The sequence below is a fragment of the Niabella soli DSM 19437 genome (assembly GCF_000243115.2).
Lineage (GTDB): Bacteria > Bacteroidota > Bacteroidia > Chitinophagales > Chitinophagaceae > Niabella > Niabella soli.
In genome coordinates, this window is record NZ_CP007035.1 from 1,629,303 (window position 1) to 1,648,339 (window position 19,037).

Here is a 19,037-nt window from a genome sequence, read left to right on the forward strand (position 1 = left end):
TCCAAGCGAGGGACTGATTAAAAAAATTGCCGGTAAGGTGGCAAGCTGGAACCAATCGAAAAAATAAGCCCTTCCCGCCTTTTCGACTTCCCGGCACTCAACTTTTTAGTCAACCGCAACAAAAAAAGCCCCGGGTAACCCGGGGCCAACAATCAAAACTCAAAACGTACTATTTTTTCTTATTTTCTTTATAACGCTTATCCGGCGTGCCGTCTTTTTTTACATGCTTGTTCTCTTTATATCGCTTATCTGGTGTACCATCTTTTTTTACGTGCTCTGCATGAGTGGCAGTTACTGTTTTTGTTGTGGTTGCTTTAGCAGGTTTCGTTTGCGCAGGAGCGGCAGTTTGTGCCTGCGTAGCCAAACTAAAGCTGATGAAGGTTAATACTGCAATAAAAAGTTTTTTCATGTTTTCGTTTATTTAGTTAAAAGTTGAAAATGTTCTTATAAAGCTAAATAAAATCGCAATTAAAATCAAGCGGCAATAGCCCAAAAGGCAAAAATAGTCGATGAATATTCAAGCTCCAATAACCGCTATCGGTACGTTTTATCGTAATATTCTTTCACCTCTGCCAAAACCGCATGGCTTATTTTTTGCAGTGCTGCAATATCCCTCCGGTGATCTGTTTTTTCATCATTCTTTTCCAACAGATCAAAATAAGCATAAAACGTTTCATCGAGGCCCACGACCCCCACCGTGGTTTTCATGCTGTGCACTATTTTCGAAACAGGCGCCGGGTCTCCCTCTTCAATACGGGCGGTTAATGCATCCAGTTGTTCAGGAAACAATTCAAGAAACTGTTCAAAAACTTCTTTTTCATATTCCCTATTTCCCCGGCTGACACTGGTGAGGTACTCCAGTTTCAGGTATTGCAGGTTTTGTTGCCCGTGATGCTCCTGCTGCCCACTGTCGCCGTACAGGTTTTCATGTTGCAGTCCATGGGCGATCATTTTTTTCAACTCCGATTCGTTGATCGGTTTGGAAAGATATTCATTCATGCCCGCCGCCATACAACGTTCTTTTTCCCCCGGAAGTGCATCAGCCGTCATGGCCACAATGGGCGTATCAATTTTTAAATCATTTCTTATCACACCTGCGGTGGAATACCCATCCGCCACCGGCATTTGAATATCCATTAAAATGAGCGCATACTTTTGGGTTTTTAAATAGGCGATCGCTTCCGCACCATTACCGGCCGTATCGAAGTCAATTGCCCAGTTCCTGAACAACTGTTGCAGCAACAACTGGTTCAGCTCATTGTCTTCCACGATCAGTATTTTCCTGCCCTGTGCATTTATGAATCCGGGAGCCTCTTCGGGGCCATAGTCCACAATTGTATCAGCTTCCGCTATTTGAAAAGGAATTTCTATTATAAAAGAAGAGCCCCAGCCCTTTTTGCTGTGCACTTCTATCGTCCCGTTCATCAAATGCACCAGGTCTTTAACAATAGAAAGGCCCAGCCCCGTTCCGCCATAGCGCCTTGCGATCCCTTCCTCACTTTGCTGAAACCGTTCAAAGATGGCCGCTTCCTCCGGCTCCGTCATCCCAATCCCGGTATCGATCACCTGGAATTTCAGCGTTATGGCATCCCCGGTCTTTTTCCTGCTGGTAACAATAACCTGTATGGACCCTTTGTCGGTGAATTTAATTGCATTGCCCACCAGGTTTACGATCATCTGCGTAACGCGCACTTCGTCCCCCAGCAGGAACTGCGGCACCCCCTCATCAATAGTAACAATAAATTCGAGCCCTTTTTCAATACACTTCTGATTATAGATATTCCGGATATCAGAAAAGGTGTGCCGGATTTCAAAAGGGGCATGTTCCACCACCATCATACCTGCCTCAATTTTTGAAATATCCAGAATATTATTTACGATTTGCAACAGGTTCTCCCCGGCTTTATGTATGGACGTGGTATAGTTCCCTGCCTGCGAAGACAGTTCGGGCTCTTGTTTTAACAAGCCTGTAAATCCAAGTATTGCATTTAAGGGAGTGCGAATTTCATGGCTCATATTCGCCAGAAAATTTTCTTTCACCCGGGCGGACTGACGGGCTTTAAGCTCCGATATATTTAACCGGTGGATGAGCCGCTGCTGTTCGATTATTTTGTAGGAGATATACCCAAAAGCGATCAGGGAGGTAACCACCGCCACAATGGCCAGGATCGTACCAAAGGTTTTGGCCTGCCTGCCGCTATTATCTGCGCTGCGGATCAGTTCGGTAACGTTTACCTGGTATCGTTCATCAATTTGATTGGAAAGCCAGCGGATGGAATCGCTGAGCAATTGCCCCGCCTGGGTATTGATCAATTTTTCAGCGGAATCTTTACCATCGCCCGCAAAAGTGCGCAGCACTTCGGTGTTCATATTTACCTTCCTGCTCACCAACTGACGCAACTCCTGGATGCTGGCGCCGATCGTTTGGTTGGTTTCAAATGAATCCAGCAATTGAAACGAGTTATCGATCCGTTTGATCTGTTGTTGAAAGCGCCCGTCCTGCAGATCCTCCCCCCGGATTACAATACTCTTCGCCTCTGCTTCCAACTGAGCTACATTTTTTTGTACCTGCTGCAACTCGGATTTGACCTTTAAAACGCTCATCAGGTCTTCATTGCCATTGATCAGCTCATTGGTGCTTCTGTTAGAATTAAATTGCAGGAAGACAATTGCAGCAATTGCCGTTATAAAACTAGCTACAAGAATATAACGAAAGGACGACTTCATGAAGCGGAATTACCCTCAAACCTACATAAAATTTTTTATCCGGACTTTGCAGGCGCTCCAAAAAAAGAGGAAGAACAGATCAGTAATCATCCCGGCGGTTGGCAGTGATGCTCCAAAATAATTTTACAAACAATATAATATCCCCTACGATCAGCAAGCAGAACAATAAAACGACGAACCAGTTTTTTATAACATATAACTCGTAAAGCAGACCATAGATAAACGCGATCAGCATTACCGCAGTAATTACCATCAATATAATGCTTCTGCTGTTCACCTGGTATTTCACATTCATCTATGAAAATACCTTTGTTAACCCCGTAATATCCTTAAAAATCGCCGAATCGGCAATAAAGATCGATGGAAAACACCCCCGTTTCAAAGGATATTTAATCGTTTATTAAGACTGTTACGGTACCCGTCTGCCACTGGAACCGCCTTATTATGCAGGATAAGCGCTCCCTGTTCGATGCTGTCAATTTTATCAACCGCAACGATATAAGAACGATGCACTCTTATAAATTTATTCGCCGGCAGGCGCTCCTCTACGCTCTTAAGCGGGCTGTGGACCGCGTAAAATTTTTTAGCAGTATGCAGTTTCACATAATCACCCATGGCTTCCGCAAAAAGGATCTCGTTGAAGTGGAGCCGCTTCACCACATTTGAATCCCGTATAAAAATAAATTCATCATTGTTCACACTTACATCGGCATCATTGCTTTCTATAATTTCCCGGGCGCGGTCGATAGCCTGTATAAACCGCGCCGGTTGAACAGGTTTGGTAATATAATCGGCCACATTCAGTTCAAAAGCCTCGAAGGCATAATCCTTTTTTGCAGAAATAAATATGATCACCGGCTTATCCGTTCCCAGATTCCGGGTCAGTTCCAACCCGGTTATACCGTCCATTTCAACATCCAGTAATAACAGATCGACCGGGTTTTCCTTCAGCAGGTTATGCGCTTCCATGGCGCTTGCCGCTTCTCCAACCATTTTCAGGTCATGAATCTGGCCGGCCAATTGTTTCAATGTAGTTCTCGCAAGCTTGTTATCATCCACAATAAGACATCTGATCATAGATTTTTGTTTGATACGAATGCTATCAAAAATAGTGGATATTCCCCGCATCCCTTCCATTCCTTGTTTTTTAGTAAAAAATAAATAAATTGTAGGAGCACTAAAGCCCTTCGCCATGAAGAATATAAGAAAGAGCATCGTATGGGTCGTCTGCCTGGGTGTATGTACATTCACAGGGAATGCACAATTCATACCCCGGCAATCGTTACTTGCGTTATCCAAAGCCAACCACATGCTTGCCATTGTAGACGCCGCAACCTTACAAGTAACCGCCACGGTTCCTGTTGGTGAAGATCCGCATGAAGTTATTGCGTCGTCTGACGGGAAGACCGCGTACGTTTCGATCTATGGTGGGGGCAGCCTGCATACGATAAATGTCATTGATCTTGCAACGCAAAAACATTTAAAAGATATCGACACCCGGCCCTTGCTGGGTCCTCATGGCCTGGCATTTGTCAACAATAAATTATGGTTTACCGTTGAAGGATCAAAGACGATCGGCTCTTATAACCCTTCCACGGATTCAATCGACTGGTGTATGGGCACCGGGCAGGACCGCACCCACATGATCTATGTAACAAACGATGCGAAAAAGATCTACACTACGAACGTGGCATCTGGTACCGTAAGCATCCTGCAGGAGACGCCGCCAAAAATGGAACGCATGCCGCCACCGTCCGGCAATGTCCCCCAAGGAAAAATGCCATCGCCCCCTGCCGGCAGAATACAGGTACGGCATAATTGGGAGCAGTCCGTTATTGCCGTTGCCAATGGTTCAGAAGGGTTCGATGTATCGCCCGATAGCAACGAATTATGGACCGCCTCTGCTGAAAACGGGAGGATTTATATTATTGACCTTCCTGCAAAAAAATTGATACAAACAATAGATGCAAAAGTGCAGGGCGCCAACCGTTTAAAATTTACACCGGATGGCAAAATGGTTTTTATCACCAGTTTGCGATCGGGCAATCTTACAGTATATGATGCAAAAGCCCGGAAACTTTTAAAACAAATAAACATTGGTAATGGCGCAGCGGGAATTATGATGCAGCCCGACGGTACGCGTGCCTTTGTGGCCTGCACCCCCGATCATTACATTGCCGTCATTGATTTGAAAACATTAACCCTTGTCGACAAGATCGACGTAGGTGGTGCGCCAGACGGGCTGGCCTGGGCGCAATAGCACTTATATCTATCCAGGCGGCGTAGCCGTTTCTCGTATTAATCTATATATGCTCGTTTCCGATCAGTGAAAAAAAGAATTTCCTATTGTTGTAATTACTCTGTTCTAATCGTTAACATTTGTGTTAGCAGGCGCTGGTTCTATTGCAATTCCACTTTGAAGCTTTTAACTAAATTGCATGAAAATCTGTAAATGGATAAAAACACGCCCTTTGTTAGTCTGAAAAAACACGCTGCATGAACCGAAATATAAGAAGAATTATTTTGCTTATAATCCTGTCAGGTTTATTCCTGTCTGTAAACACTTTTGTTGAGTGGCTGTATCATCTCAGGTTTATACACCGTGTTTTACCGCATTACCCCGAAGCCCAATTTAAAGACTACTATGAGGGCGAATACAATGTAGGTTTTGACAGGGCTTTTGTGAATTTCGGGCTTGCCCTGTTAAGTCTTATCCTGATAGGCATCTTACGAACGCAGGAAAATTTCGAAAAATGGAAAAGGCAATGTAAAGTCATTCCAAAATATTTACTGGTACGCACTTTTTACAGCCGCTTGCTTTTATACATTTTTTTAATGGTGCCTGTTATTGTATTCATCGTTGTCATCGGTGATGCCATTGATTCGTCGAATGATATTATCATGTATGGGATGATGTTTTTTCTGATTAATTCGATGGCACTTTTTCCTTATCTGGCGCTGAAGGATCTTGCTGCTGTTTTTAAATTCAAAGACGTGATTCTTTTTAATGTGGGGATGGCCGTTGTGTTATTTATCTGTATAAAACTGGGGGTAAAATCCTATGCGGCTGCGGCAATTGCAGGGCCAGTTGCCGGGCTTCCGTTTGTTCGAAAAATGCACACGAATTTTGATCAACTGGCTGAGTTTTTCGATATGAAAAATAAGAATCTTTCCGAGGCTATGAGTTCCGAGCCCTTCGAGTTGTATCAGCAATCTTCCTCAACCAGTATGCCGCATACTGTTTCTGATATACCGGATGAACTGGTATACCTGGTTCCCGAAAGAAGAAGCAGGCAATTGTTGATGCCTGTGGGCGCGGCGTTGGCCATTTTTTCATTCTTTCTTTACCAATACCTTTCTTCCGGAACTATAAAATTCGGGGTGGAACTGCTTTTCGCCGGACTTCCGTGGGCATTGCTTTTATACTGCTTTATCAAAATTATCATCAACCGAAACAAAACCACGTTGCTAAGGGCAAATGATAAAGAAATTACTGTTATAAAGATCGATTATCGGGCATTCAATTTATTGAAAGTGGCATTCAGGCTTTACATAAACCCTGCATATAAAACTTTCGGTTATGCTGATATTGAAAAAATATCCGTCGTTGATAATAGGGTGACCGGCCCAGTTGTAACGTTTCATATGAATCAGCAAACAGAATGGGGCCTCTTATTTTATTATGACGACAATATTACGCCCGGGGTCTTATGCGAGCAACTTAACCTAAAACGGAGCGCTTATTTCAGAAAAAAGATAAACTTTTGGGAATAAAAAATCTTTTTATCCGCCAGGTCTGGTAATTCCCAGTGGCTCTGGATACGTATTTTTTGGAAGTCATTCCTCCTTCAAAGCCCGAACATCATAAGTAAAGTTCGCCCAATCTGGAAGTTGCCAGTTATAGATCATGTAATTGCCTCAGAATTCCATATTCACTTTTCAAGATCAACCGGTGAAAAAAAAATGTTGGTAATAAGCCTCCGATCTATTAAATTTGCGCTCCGTTTGGGGGATTAGCTCAGTTGGCTAGAGCGCTTGCATGGCATGCAAGAGGTCGTCGGTTCGACTCCGATATCCTCCACTTTTTAAAAGTGCTTACCAATTGCTAACCTGTTTACCGTGCTTTTTTTTTCACAGCCATCACAGATTCTTTTTTTGAGCCCTTATTTTTCGGATAGGGAACATCTGCCGCCTTGAAATTGACATCACGAAGCTTGTCTGCAAAATGGTGCATCGATGCGGTTATATTATCAGAGGCCTTTAAAGCTATCAGATAAGTAGAGAGTTTTTTAATCAAAACAGGGGCAACCAGGCGGGGCAACCAGCCGGCTTTCCGCAGGATACCTTTCTTTACAATAAGATTGGTCAATTGCTCTACTCCCAGCCCCAATAGCGGAAACTCGCTATCCGCAGTAAAAATGCTTCGCGTCGTTTTTGCTACCTTAACAATAGGGCTCAATTCATCTTTAATAGCAGCGAAAGAATGACCGAGGTTTTCTTTGCGCTGCTTTAAACTTGCTTTTAACCGCTCTTTTTCAGCCTCCAGGTCTGCAAGCGATCGTATTATTGGTTTAGTCATACAAATTTTTAATGATCACATTACGAATAAGCGGCACAATCACTTTCTTTTTAAGGGCTAAAATAAGAACGAGCACTAATAGCAAAAACCCGGCAACGATCAAAAACCCCCACATAGGATGCCCCAATGCATTTCCGATCCACCAACTGACCCCAAAACCGATAAACAGAAAACTGAAAAAGGCAAGCAAGGTCACCAGGCCAATCACCAGTAACGCTGCGCCCAGTTTACTTCCTTTTTGTACCAACTGGATCACGGAAAGCCGGTAATAACTCTGTGCAATTTCCTCAATATTTTCCGCAACATTTTCTATCTTATCTTTTAGCTCAAACATAAACTGAAGTTTTAACGGTATTCAATAAAAAAGTTGTCTAAAAAGTAAATTGTATTTTTAGCAAAATGCAAGTGCCAAACAGAACAACAAACTTATCAGACAACCGATCGGGAAGAGGCGCTCCTCCTTATTACCTTACTTTATTTGCATAGTCATCCGCCAGGTCACTATAGGCATCCTCTGCGTCCCCTTTTAACTTGCTATAACTTTTTTTTGCTTTTTTCATGGCTTTGTGAGACAGGTCAGATAAATTTTCTTTACCTGAGGCGATAAGACTTCCTAAAGAATCGGCCCAATCGTTGGCAGTGCTTTTCATTTTTTTGCGGGTTTTCTTTCCTTCATCGGTGTAAAATAATAAACCGATAGCAATTCCCGCCAAAGCGGCGCCGGCAATTCCAATAATGTATTTATCCCTATTTTTCATAATCTTTTATTTAGGTTATATAATAGAATTATGTATATCGCATTAAAAACCGTACCAAAACAGGCTTTGCTCCTATTTTTCACAATAATACTAAATAACGGCAGCGGGCTAGTCTCCCAGGTGCTCCACCTCTTTATTCAACCATCTTTTTACCGCTGCTGTTGTTACCGATTTCGGGCGTTCCAACGGCATTCCCAGCGCCCGGTCCCAACAAAGGCTGGACAATACTCCCAACGAACGGCTTACCGCAAAAAGAACGGTATAATATTCGTATTCCTTCATTCCATAATGCACCAGCAGCGCCCCGCTATGCGCATCCACATTGGGCCAGGGGTTCTTCACCTTACCCAATCCCTGTAATATAGGGGGAACGGTTTCATAGATCCGCCATACGGTATTAACCAGCGGGTCGTTGGGCATGTGCTTTTTACCAAATTCCATCTGGGCGGTGAACCGGGGGTCCGTCTGGCGCAATACAGCATGGCCGTAACCGGGCACCACCTTTCCTTCGCTCAACGTTTTCTTTACATATTCCGCGATCTGCTCACTTGTAGGGGCATCGGTCTTTAACTCTTTTTGCATTTCAAAGATCCATTTGATCACCTCCTGGTTGGCCAGGCCATGCAAGGGGCCTGCCAGGCCATTCATCCCTGCGGCATAGCTCAGGTAAGGATCGCTCAGCGCAGAACCTACCAGGTGGGTGGCATGCGCCGACACATTCCCGCCTTCATGATCCGAATGGATCACCATATATAAACGCATCAACTCTTTAAACTCTTCATTGTCGTAACCCAGCATATGTGCAAAGTTGGCGGCCCAGTCAAGCATTCCATCCGGCTGCACTATTTTGCTTCCTTTATATTTACGGCGGTACACGAACGCGGCTATATGGGGCAGCCGGGCAATAAGATTCAACGTATCTTCTAAAGTGGCTTCCCAATAGTCTTTTTTATTAAATCCATCCGCATAGCGCTTGGCAAATACGCTTTCATTTTGCAAGGCCATCACCCCAACTACAAACTGCGTCATGGGATGGGTTTCCTCCGGCAGGGCCTCCATCGCATCAAACACGTAGGCCGGAACATGACTGCGGCGCTGCAACATGGCGCTCAGGTTTTCCACATCCTTGTCTGTGGGAATTTCACCGATCAGCATCAGATAAAACAGGGCCTCGGGCAGCGGCTCATTGCCCCCTTTAGCTTTGGGCAATTGTGCCCGCAGTTCCGGAATCGTGCGTCTTTTAAAACGAATGCCGTCCTGGGCGTCCAGCAATGAAGTCTCCGTGACCAATGCCGTCATCCCCCTCATCCCCTGGTAGATCTGCGCCAGCGTCGTTTCCCCAATTACAGTGTTTCCATGCTCCTGAAGCATGATCTTGATCTCCCCACCAAGCTTATCTGCCTGCTCTTTAAACTTCAGTTTAAATTGTTCCATATGTCTGTTGTATCTTAACTATTAAAAATAGGTTTGCGCTAAAGATAACTAAAGGCAATTGCCATAACAAATTATATTTTAGTATTTTCTGAACGGCAACAAATAGTTAACAAATAAGAGGAAAAACAGTTTACCGCCGTCCTAAAGCCCTCTCTGGTCCTTATATAATGGTGCGCGTCCGCTCCAAAAATGGGATTCGAGCAAACTTATTTCCTTAGCCGTGTGTATTTTTCTATATTGATCCGGTTCACCCCAATGCTATCAATCCGTTCAATACCGGTGAGCACCAGGGTATCCTTATTTACACTGTAGGAGAAGCGGAAATCGTTTCCCTCCCAGTTCCGGGCATTACAATAAATAAGATGCTCGGTATAACTGCTATCCGTTAACGAATAGGTTCCCCCTCCGGAAGAATAGAACGCGGCGCTGTCCTTTCCATGGTTCAGATCATGCCCTAAAAAGGAAAAATGGCCATCGTAAATGATCTTCACAAATGATTTTCCTTTCAGATAATCGGTAACCACCGTATCTTTTTTTTCGATGAGCGTGCCGGTTACCAGTTTCCAAACGCCCTGAATGGGATCCCGGCCTATTGAGGGAACGCTGGCAGTATTTTTACAGGAAGCAATAAACAGCAGGAAGGCGGCAGCCGTTATCATTTTTATCATAAATAGAATATTTTACTTTTGGCAGGAGCGAAAATAAAACAGCCGGGTAATCTTTTATTATTTTGGTGCCATCAGGTACAGGCGCCAGGCAACCAATGAAAACACAATATTAGGGATCCAGGCAGCCAAAATCGGAGGAAAGCTACTCTTAACAGCAAATACGGTTGAAAACTGGTCGGCTATAATAAAGACGGCGGCTATAACAATGCCAAGAGCCAAATGCATCCCGCTACCCCCGCGGGTTTTGCGGCTGGCAATAACGGCGCCGATAAAGGTGAGCAATAATACAGTAAACGGCGCAGCGGCTCTTTTATAAAGCTCCACCCTTAGTGCATTTAACCCCTCGGTTCCGCGCAATTGCTCGTTTTTTATCAACCGCCGGAGCTGCGGTGTGGTCAACTTGTCTTTCAGGTATTCATCTTTAACCAGCTCATCCGGCGCAATATTCAGCCGCACCACTTTTTCTTTTAACTGCTTCACGCGCTCTCCGAGGCTATCTACCTGCCGCTCCACAACATTTTCAGCGATCCATCGTCTTTGCCTGTTGGTAGTATCCCACCGCAACGATGCGGCCCGCAAATTATACACCACTTTGCCGTTCTTCACCCGGTCCATAAAAAAAGGACCGTTACTTCTTTTGGCAGCCATGTCAAAATTCTTAACCCCCATGTAAGTATCTGCATCCACCCTTTTATAAAAACAAGTGGTACAGGTAACATTTGATATTTGTTTCAGCGGGTCGTTTTTATCCAGATACGTTTTTTTAAAGGTGTTCATGGTATCGTTCGCCATCGGTATAAAATAGGTACGCCCCAGGAAAAGGATACCGGAAAGCAGTAAGCCACCCACCATATAAGGACGTAGAAAGCGCATAAAACGGGTACCACTGGCCAGTATGGCTATGATCTCCGACCGCATCGCCATCTTGCTCGTAAAAAAAATAACGGCAATAAAAACAAATAAAGGGAATAAGAGGCTCCAGATAAAAGGAATAAAACCGGTGTAATATTTAGTGAAGATCTGCCAGCCGCTCAGGCCGGTTTTAACAAAATCGTCCGACTTTTCACTGGTATCAATCGCCACGGCAATGACTGTAAACAGCAGCATACAAAACACAAACGAAACCAAAAGCTTGTTTAATATGTACCAGTCAAGTTTCTTCATGAATTATTATCCTTCAAAAATAACCGAAAAAACGGTTATTCCTTACAGGCGGTTTTTTAACTTAACAATCATTTGGTTTTTCCAGGCATTATAGGTTCCCGCGATGATCTGCTTCCGGGCCTCCCCCACCAGCCACAGGTAAAACGCAAGGTTGTGCACGCTGGCTATCGTAAGCGCCAGGAGCTCCCCGCTTTTAAATAAATGCCGCAGATACGCTTTGCTGTATAAATGGCTCATAGGATTGGGCAAACCGGCATCAATAGGCGAATAATCAAACTCCCATTTTTTATTATCAATATTAATGACCCCCTCCGTGGTAAATAACATAGCGTTCCTGCCATTGCGGGTGGGCATTACGCAATCAAACATATCGATCCCCATCCCAATACACTCCAGTATATTCCAGGGAGTGCCCACTCCCATCAGGTACCGCGGTTTTTCTTTGGGCAAATGCTGACAGCACCAGTCGCAGATCTCGTACATCTTATCTTCCGGTTCGCCCACACTAAGGCCCCCGATGGCATTACCCGGCGCATTCTTTTCCGAAACGTATTCGCAGGATTCCTTCCTGAGGTCTTTATAGGTAGCCCCCTGAACAATGGGAAACAGATTTTGCGTATAGCCGTATTTATCGGGGGTCTGATTAAACTGTGTAAAGCAGCGATCCAGCCAGCGATGCGTCAGGTCGAGGCTTTTTCGGGCATACTCATATTCGCTGCCGCCGGGCGGGCATTCATCAAAGGCCATAATAATATCCCCCCCGATACTTCGCTGAATATCCATCACCCGCTCGGGTGTAAACAGATGTTTACTTCCGTCGATATGAGAAGCAAACGTGACCCCTTCTTCTTTTATCTTCCGGGTGCCGGCCAGGGAAAATACCTGGAAGCCGCCGCTATCGGTAAGAACAGGGTGTTTCCACTGGTTAAACTGGTGCAGCCCCCCGGCTTTTTCCAAAACTTCTAACCCAGGTCTTAAATATAAATGATAGGTGTTGCCCAGGATGATCTGCGCTTTTACCTCATTTTCCAATTGCGCCTGCGTTACCGCCTTCACCGAGCCGGCGGTACCTACCGGCATAAAAATGGGCGTTTGAATAGTACCGTGATCGGTGGTGATCATCCCCGCCCTCGCCGATGAATCTTTATCTGTATGTTGTAACTGAAAGTGTAACTGCGCCATAACCGGACGGCAAAAGTACTGGAAAATGCTGAACGCAAGATGCTGAATGCTCTTAGTCGTTACCAGCTAACGCTCTGCCTTCTGCGTTGTGCATTCCGCGTTCGGCGTTTTGCATTGCGCGTTTAGCGTTTAGCATAATCCTCCTATATTTGCGCATGCCGTATTTGAACCCGGGTGATATCATTTTTATAGCGCTTCTGTTGGTTACGGCAATACTCCTTTTTTATTATCTGTGGTTTTTTGCACGACTTGCCTTTTATAAGGATCGAAACAGTGCCAATGGCGCCGGGCAGCCAGTAAGCATTATTGTTTGCGGGAAAAATGAGGCCTCCAATTTTGCCAAAAACGTTCCCGCATTGCTGCAGCAGCAATCCGGAACCGCTTATCAGGTGCTTATTGTTAATGATCAGTCTACCGACGATACTGCATCTATCCTGGCAGCGCTGAAAAGCGATCACCCCACGCTTACCGTCCTGAATCTTTCGCAAAACCCAACCGGAATGCCGGGAAAAAAATATCCATTGTCTGCCGGCATCAACAATGCCGCCAATGAGCTGTTGCTCTTAACGGATGCCGATTGCGTTCCAGCCTCGGAGCACTGGCTGGAACGCATGACAAATCCCTACAGAAATGGTGCGGAAGTTGTTTTGGGCTATGGGGCCTACCAGAAATACCCAGGTTTTTTAAATAAGGTGATCCGCTACGAAACCTTTCATAGCGCATTACAATACCTGTCCTATGCACTGGCCGGTATCCCTTATATGGGCGTCGGCAGAAATCTCAGCTATAAAAAAGATCTTTTTTTTAAGAATAACGGCTTTGCCGATATCAGCCATTTGCCTGGCGGCGACGATGACCTGTTCATAAACAAGGTGGTCACTTCAAAAAATACTGCCGTCGTAATAGCCCCGGAAGCCCATACGATCAGCGCCCCCAAACGAACCTGGGCAGAATGGAAAACACAAAAGACCAGGCATTTTAGTACTTCAAAATATTACAAATCCAATCACAAGGTATTACTTGGGTTATACAGTTTATCTCATTTTTTATTCTATATATTTATTATTACGACCGGCTTTGCGTACCACTGGCGGGAAGCATTACTGGTACTTGTTCTCAAATCATTGATCCAACAGGTGATTTTTGGCCGGGTAATGAAAAAACTAAACGAGCCCGACCTTTGCAAATGGGCCCTTGCGATGGATCTCTGGATGGTTGTTTATTACCTGCTTTTTGCCCCCATGCTTTTCAAAAAAGAAAAAAAATCCTGGAATTAGCCGCCCTGGTGTTGCGCTAAGCATTATTTCTTCGTATTACTTGTTACAAACCTGTAAATCATGAAGAATTTGCTTGCGATAGCTGTTACTTCAGCAAGTGGAATCCTATTGTTTTCTGCATGCGCGAAAAATAATGTTCCGGAAGGGCCAAATAAGCCAGACGCCCCCATCACTCTTATATCCCTGGCACAACCTGTTAAAGAGTCAATGTCTGGCTTTTCCTTTACTTTTTTTAAGACCCTGATGAAAGAAAAGCCGGTAAACGAAAACATATTCGTTTCTCCCCTTAGTCTGCACATAGCGCTGGGAATGGTAGCCAATGGTGCAGCAGGCGAAACCCGGGATGAGATCGTAAAAGTGCTGGAAGCCCAGAACCTTTCAAAAGAGGACCTGAATCAATCCTATCGCACTCTATTGGAAAAACTGCCCAATGCAGACCCTAAGACTTCCCTGGGGCTTGCCAATTCAATATGGTACAAAAACAGTTTTGCAGTAGAACCCGACTTTATAAAAACATCAAAAGATTATTTTAACGCCCAGGTTACAGGACTGCCTTTCCAGCCTTCAGACGTAAATACCATTAATAAATGGGCAAGCGATAACACCAACGGGAAAATTCCAAAAGTTATCGACAAGTTCGATGACGGGCTGGTGATGCTTTTGATGAATGCGTTGTATTTTAAGGGCGACTGGCGGGCAAAGTTTGACAAATCAAAAAACCAGTCCAAAGAATTTACAAAAGCGGATGGCACAAAAATACCTGTACAAATGATGCGGCTGGAAGACACTGTAAAATACGCATCTAACGGCAACTATACAGCAGTGCAGAAACTCTACGGAAGCGGTCAGTTTTCAATGACCATCCTGCTGCCGCAGAGTGGAACCATCGAAGAGGTGTTCAACCAGCTGAATCTGCAGGAATGGAATGCGTTGCAAGGCGGGCTACATACTACAAAAGTGGCATTGGAGTTACCAAAATTCAAATTAGAACAGGAGTTTCGCCTGGAGCAGTGCCTGCAAACAATGGGAATACAAAAAGCATTTACGAACGTCGCTGATTTTAGTATGCTTAGCAAAGCATTCACAAAAATTAGTTTTGTAAAACAGAACACTTTTGGCGCCGTGGATGAAGCCGGAACAGAGGCCGCAGCAGTGACCACAATAGGTATGATTTTGACGGCAGAAAACCCAGACGCCATCCCCAAATTTATCTGCGACCGTCCTTTTGGAATTATTATTAGTGAAAATACTTCAAATACAATACTGTTTATGGGGCGTATAACACAACCCGTTAGCCAATAATATTAACCCGATACCAACACCACTAGTTACCCTGCCCATTTTTTGGTGCAGGGTATTTTTTTCAGTGGTCACAACTCCCTCACTTGATCCTTTAATAATTTTAGCAGCGCATCAAATTCTTTGGACAAATAGCCTGTTGACAGGTTTTTCATCCTGCCGTGCAAAATTGTATATTCGCAGCTCCTATTGGTTTAATATTAAATAATAAATGACAATATCCTATAAGTGGCTGAGTGAATACCTGCCGGAACCCGTTAACATTAACAGATTAAGCGTAATACTGACCTCCATTGGCCTTGAAGTAGAGGCCCTGCACGACTATGAAGAAATAAAAGGCGGCCTCAAAGGGCTGGTTATTGGTGAAGTGCTGGAAACGCAGCCACACCCGAACGCGGACAAATTAAAGCTTACCAGGGTAAACATTGGCGGCGATGCGCCCCTGAACATTGTTTGCGGCGCGCCTAATGTTGCCGCCGGTCAAAAAGTAGTGGTAGCACCGGTGGGGGCTACCATTTACCCCACCAACGGCGACCCGCTGACGATGAAGCTGGCAAAAATACGGGGCGAAGAAAGCCAGGGAATGATCTGCGCGGAGGACGAGATCGGCCTGGGCACATCGCATGCGGGGATCATGATATTGCCTGCGGAGGTAAAACCCGGCACCCCGGCGGCAGAATATTTTCAGAACTATTCAGATACGATCATAGAAATCGGTCTTACCCCCAACCGGATGGACGCCATGAGCCATTGGGGCGTGGCCCGCGATGTTTGCGCGTACCTGAGCCATCATGATAAAAAGACAGTAGCGCCCCGGCTGCCGGTTACCAATAACCTTACTATTCCAAAAGGGAAAGCCCCTTTGACGGTTTCCATTGAAAACGACAAGGCCTGTCCCCGGTATAGCGGCATTTGTATTGAAGCGATTCGCATCGCCCCCTCCCCTAAATGGTTGCAGCACAAACTAAAAGCTATTGGACTGAAACCCATAAGCAATATAGTAGATATCACCAATTTTATCCAACATGAAACCGGGCAACCGTTGCACGCGTTTGATGCGGATAAGATCCGCGGGCAACAAGTGATCGTAAAAAATCTTCCGGAGGGCACTCCTTTTATTACCCTGGATGGGAAGGAACGCAAACTGAGCGCAGAAGACATCATGATCTGCGATGCGGAAGGCGGCATGTGCATTGGCGGTGTTTTTGGCGGACTGGAAAGTGGCGTAAGCGACAGTACGAAAAACATATTTTTGGAAAGCGCTTATTTTGATCCAACCACCATCCGTAAAACCTCTTTCCGGCATGGGCTCAGAACCGATGCCGCCACCCGTTTTGAAAAAGGTACCGATAGCTCCGCCACCGTTACTGTTCTAAAACGCGCCGCGGCGTTGATCCTTGAAATTTGCGGCGGCAAGCTCTCTTCAGACATTTATGATCTTTACCCCGATCCGCAGCCAAAAAAAGAGATCCTTCTCAAATATCATTATTTGAAGAAACTCAGCGGCAAGAACTACCACCCCGAAACGGTAAAAACCATTCTGGAATCATTGGGTTTTGAAATAGAAAAGGATGATATAGATTCCCTGCTGATCACCGTTCCCTATCATAAACCGGATGTAACCCTGCCGGCAGATGTGGTGGAAGAACTGTTGCGGATCGACGGGCTGGACAATGTGGAAATACCTACATCTATTAAAATAACACCTTCAGTTGATGAAAATATTGAAGCAGAATTAATTAAAAATAAAATATCCTCCTTTTTAGCCGGCTCCGGGCATAATGAGATCCTGACCAATTCCATAACAAATAGTGCGTATTATGCTGAAAATGAAATGCATACCGTGGTTAAGATGAAAAATAGCCTGAGCACGGAACTCAACATCATGCGCCCCAATATGTTGGAAACAGGGTTGGAGATAGTGGTGCACAATTTGAACCGAAAGAACGATAATTTAAAATTATTTGAATTTGGTAAAACATACATTTTCAATGAAAAAGGAAAATTTGAAGAACCGGAGCATTTGTGTATTTACCTGACCGGGCAGCAGCAAACCCAGAACTGGAAACAGCCTGCAATCAAGTATGATTTTTTTGCATTAAAAGGGCTTGTGGATCAATCGCTCGCTCTCCTGGATATTACGTCACTGCGCTATGATGAATCGCAGGACACCAACCTGGGGTATGGTCTTGAGATCAGATCCGGACAGGTAACACTCGGAACTATCGGTGCCGTGGACCAGCAATTATTAAACCGTTTTGGAATTAAACAAGAGGTGTTTTTTGCAGATCTGAATTGGGATGCGTTGCGCAAACTGGCGCTCAGGAATAACACACAATTTAAACCGCTCTCCCGTTTTCCCGCCGTGCAGCGGGATATCGCCATGATCGTTCCCCGGGAGCTGCCCTATCAATCAGTTGAAGCAGTCATTCAAAAATTAAATCTGAAAAAATTACAATCCTTACAGCTTTTCGACGTTTTTATAAGCGACAAGCTGGGGGCCGATAAAAAATCATTCGCTATTAATTTCATCTTCCAGGATGAAGAAAAAACATTGACGGATAATGAAATTGATAGCTGGATGAAAAAGGTCATGCAAAGTTTGGAGAGAGATTTGCAGGTAGAAATCAGAAAATAGCAATAAAAATTTGTTCATGAGTCAGGTAATTGAAGAAAAGATCAAACAGATCCAGGAAAAATTGATACAGCTTTGCCGCAGGAATGCCGCCATCGAAAAAGAGAACAGCCTGTTAAAAGAAGCCCTGGAAGAGCAAAAAACAGCCGCAGCCAATGCGCAGACAAATATGGAAGCCATGCAGCAACAACTGGATATTGCCCGCTACGGCAACAGCGAAATGAATCCGACTGAGCGAAAGGCTTTTGAGAAAAGAATCAATACCTACCTGAAAGAGATTGATAAATGCATTGCGTTATTGAGTGTATAATTAAAAAAAATTATGTCCGACAACCTGATACCCGCCAATATAATGATTGCCGACAGGCATTTCCGTATAAGAGTAGAGCCTGCAGATGAAGAAACCGTCCGGCACTCCATCAAGATCATCAATGATAAAGTGATGGAGTTTAAAAAAATGTTCCCGGGAAAAGATATGCAGGACTATGTGTCCATGGTATTGATATGGTTTGCTACCGAGTTTAAGGCTGAAGGCGTTTCTTCTATTGACACGGAAGCCGTCATGGGTAAACTGAAGCAGTTGGAAGCCATACTCGATAGTGAGCTGGGGGAATAAGTATTTTTGCCACTAAGACACGAAGACACTAAGATTTTTACTCTTAATGCCATAGTGCCTTTGTGGTCTATTTTTTATTTTGTCACTAAGACACATGGGCACTAAGGACTTTTTACTCTTCGTGCCGTAGTGCCTTCGTGGCCTATTTTTTGCCTGTTCAGCTAATTCCTGAATCTTCTTATACCCTTTTTAATCAGGGGAATGTTAAAGTTAATAAGATACCCAAGTTCCAGCCCTGTCAATTTTAAATGGCTGATAATTTGAGCTTCCCATACAGGATTAACCAGTTCAACGGATTTTATCTCTACTACAACAAAATCGTCTACCAATAAATCTAATCGCAGACCTTCGTCAAATTGGATGCCATCGTATTCTATAGGAACGTCAACCTGCCTCCTTACCTTAAATCCCGCCTTGCGAAGCTCGTGCGCCATACATATTTCATATATTTTTCCCAACAGGCCAGGCCCCAGTGCTTTATGTATTTTAAAAGCGGCGTTTACAATAGCACTACCGATTTGCTCCTGTTTTTCAGATAAGTCTTTGTATAGCATACCTACTAAGGTTTCTATTCTTCGTGCCGCGATGCCACGGTGCCTTTTTGCCATAAGACACGAAGACACTAAGGTTTTTTCTCTTCGTGCCTTAGTGCCTTCGTGGCCTCCTTTTTGCCGCCAAGCTCTTCTTTTTTGTGGCTT

General features: G+C 44.5%; 19 protein-coding genes and 1 tRNA gene. 8 read left to right on the top strand and 12 right to left on the bottom strand.

The window, feature by feature from the left end:
• Positions 1-169: 169 nt before the first annotated feature.
• The 4 genes from NIASO_RS06960 to NIASO_RS06975 form a co-directional block, all read right to left on the bottom strand.
• Entirely contained in the window at positions 170-409 is a 240-nt protein-coding gene (locus NIASO_RS06960) for a hypothetical protein (RefSeq protein ID WP_008584891.1), read from the bottom strand.
• Positions 410-534: 125 nt separating this feature from the next.
• The gene (locus tag NIASO_RS06965) at positions 535-2,727 is read right to left on the bottom strand and encodes an ATP-binding protein (RefSeq protein WP_008584890.1); all 2,193 of its coding nucleotides are present in this window, start codon (positions 2,725-2,727) and stop codon (positions 535-537) included.
• Between the two features lie 79 nt (positions 2,728-2,806).
• Positions 2,807-3,022, bottom strand: coding sequence for a hypothetical protein (locus NIASO_RS06970; RefSeq protein ID WP_008584889.1), 216 nt, complete (start codon positions 3,020-3,022; stop codon positions 2,807-2,809).
• 83 nt (positions 3,023-3,105) lie between these two features.
• The gene (locus tag NIASO_RS06975) at positions 3,106-3,804 is read right to left on the bottom strand and encodes a LytR/AlgR family response regulator transcription factor (RefSeq protein ID WP_245605241.1); all 699 of its coding nucleotides are present in this window, start codon (positions 3,802-3,804) and stop codon (positions 3,106-3,108) included.
• Positions 3,805-3,919: 115 nt separating this feature from the next.
• Here NIASO_RS06975 and NIASO_RS06980 point away from each other — a divergent pair, with 115 nt between their 5' ends.
• The 3 genes from NIASO_RS06980 to NIASO_RS06990 all read left to right on the top strand — a co-directional run bounded on the left by NIASO_RS06980 (position 3,920) and on the right by NIASO_RS06990 (position 6,808).
• On the top strand, positions 3,920-4,987 hold the full coding sequence (locus NIASO_RS06980; protein ID WP_008584886.1) for a YncE family protein: 1,068 nt from the start codon (positions 3,920-3,922) through the stop codon (positions 4,985-4,987).
• Between the two features lie 236 nt (positions 4,988-5,223).
• Positions 5,224-6,501 carry a hypothetical protein gene (locus NIASO_RS06985; protein WP_025298772.1) on the top strand — a complete coding sequence of 426 codons (1,278 nt, stop codon included), beginning with the start codon at positions 5,224-5,226 and terminating at the stop codon, positions 6,499-6,501.
• A 233-nt stretch (positions 6,502-6,734) separates the two neighbouring features.
• Positions 6,735-6,808: transfer RNA gene (locus NIASO_RS06990), tRNA-Ala, on the top strand.
• 33 nt (positions 6,809-6,841) lie between these two features.
• Here NIASO_RS06990 and NIASO_RS06995 read toward each other — a convergent pair.
• The 7 genes from NIASO_RS06995 to tgt form a co-directional block, all read right to left on the bottom strand.
• Positions 6,842-7,306 carry a hypothetical protein gene (locus NIASO_RS06995; RefSeq protein ID WP_008584884.1) on the bottom strand — a complete coding sequence of 155 codons (465 nt, stop codon included), beginning with the start codon at positions 7,304-7,306 and terminating at the stop codon, positions 6,842-6,844.
• Entirely contained in the window at positions 7,299-7,640 is a 342-nt protein-coding gene (locus NIASO_RS07000) for a phage holin family protein (RefSeq protein ID WP_008584883.1), read from the bottom strand. The genes NIASO_RS06995 and NIASO_RS07000 overlap by 8 nt, the downstream gene beginning before the upstream one ends.
• Positions 7,641-7,770: 130 nt before the next feature.
• Positions 7,771-8,064 carry a YtxH domain-containing protein gene (locus NIASO_RS07005; RefSeq protein WP_008584882.1) on the bottom strand — a complete coding sequence of 98 codons (294 nt, stop codon included), beginning with the start codon at positions 8,062-8,064 and terminating at the stop codon, positions 7,771-7,773.
• Between the two features lie 108 nt (positions 8,065-8,172).
• Positions 8,173-9,498: a citrate (Si)-synthase, eukaryotic gene (locus NIASO_RS07010; RefSeq protein WP_008584881.1), complete on the bottom strand. Its 1,326-nt coding sequence runs from the start codon at positions 9,496-9,498 to the stop codon at positions 8,173-8,175.
• Positions 9,499-9,704: 206 nt separating this feature from the next.
• Complete coding sequence (locus tag NIASO_RS07015; RefSeq protein ID WP_008584880.1) at positions 9,705-10,166, bottom strand: lipocalin-like domain-containing protein; 462 nt, start codon at positions 10,164-10,166, stop codon at positions 9,705-9,707.
• A gap of 57 nt (positions 10,167-10,223) precedes the next feature.
• A complete protein-coding gene (locus NIASO_RS07020; RefSeq protein ID WP_008584879.1) occupies positions 10,224-11,330 on the bottom strand; it encodes an LptF/LptG family permease in 1,107 nt (368 codons plus the stop codon).
• Positions 11,331-11,372: 42 nt separating this feature from the next.
• Positions 11,373-12,512, bottom strand: a complete 1,140-nt coding sequence (gene tgt / locus NIASO_RS07025) for a tRNA guanosine(34) transglycosylase Tgt (protein WP_008584878.1) — start codon at positions 12,510-12,512, stop codon at positions 11,373-11,375.
• Positions 12,513-12,667: 155 nt separating this feature from the next.
• Here tgt and NIASO_RS07030 point away from each other — a divergent pair, with 155 nt between their 5' ends.
• The 5 genes from NIASO_RS07030 (at position 12,668) to NIASO_RS07050 (ending at position 18,339) form a co-directional block, all read left to right on the top strand.
• Positions 12,668-13,789, top strand: coding sequence for a glycosyltransferase (locus NIASO_RS07030; protein ID WP_008584877.1), 1,122 nt, complete (start codon positions 12,668-12,670; stop codon positions 13,787-13,789).
• A gap of 60 nt (positions 13,790-13,849) precedes the next feature.
• A complete protein-coding gene (locus NIASO_RS07035; protein WP_008584876.1) occupies positions 13,850-15,091 on the top strand; it encodes a serpin family protein in 1,242 nt (413 codons plus the stop codon).
• A gap of 208 nt (positions 15,092-15,299) precedes the next feature.
• Positions 15,300-17,726, top strand: a complete 2,427-nt coding sequence (gene pheT / locus NIASO_RS07040) for a phenylalanine--tRNA ligase subunit beta (protein ID WP_008584875.1) — start codon at positions 15,300-15,302, stop codon at positions 17,724-17,726.
• Positions 17,727-17,742: 16 nt separating this feature from the next.
• Entirely contained in the window at positions 17,743-18,033 is a 291-nt protein-coding gene (locus NIASO_RS07045) for a hypothetical protein (RefSeq protein WP_008584874.1), read from the top strand.
• Positions 18,034-18,045: 12 nt separating this feature from the next.
• Positions 18,046-18,339, top strand: coding sequence for a cell division protein ZapA (locus tag NIASO_RS07050; RefSeq protein ID WP_008584873.1), 294 nt, complete (start codon positions 18,046-18,048; stop codon positions 18,337-18,339).
• Between the two features lie 161 nt (positions 18,340-18,500).
• Here NIASO_RS07050 and NIASO_RS07055 read toward each other — a convergent pair whose 3' ends face one another.
• Positions 18,501-18,893 carry a GxxExxY protein gene (locus tag NIASO_RS07055; RefSeq protein ID WP_008584872.1) on the bottom strand — a complete coding sequence of 131 codons (393 nt, stop codon included), beginning with the start codon at positions 18,891-18,893 and terminating at the stop codon, positions 18,501-18,503.
• Positions 18,894-19,037: the final 144 nt, after the last annotated feature.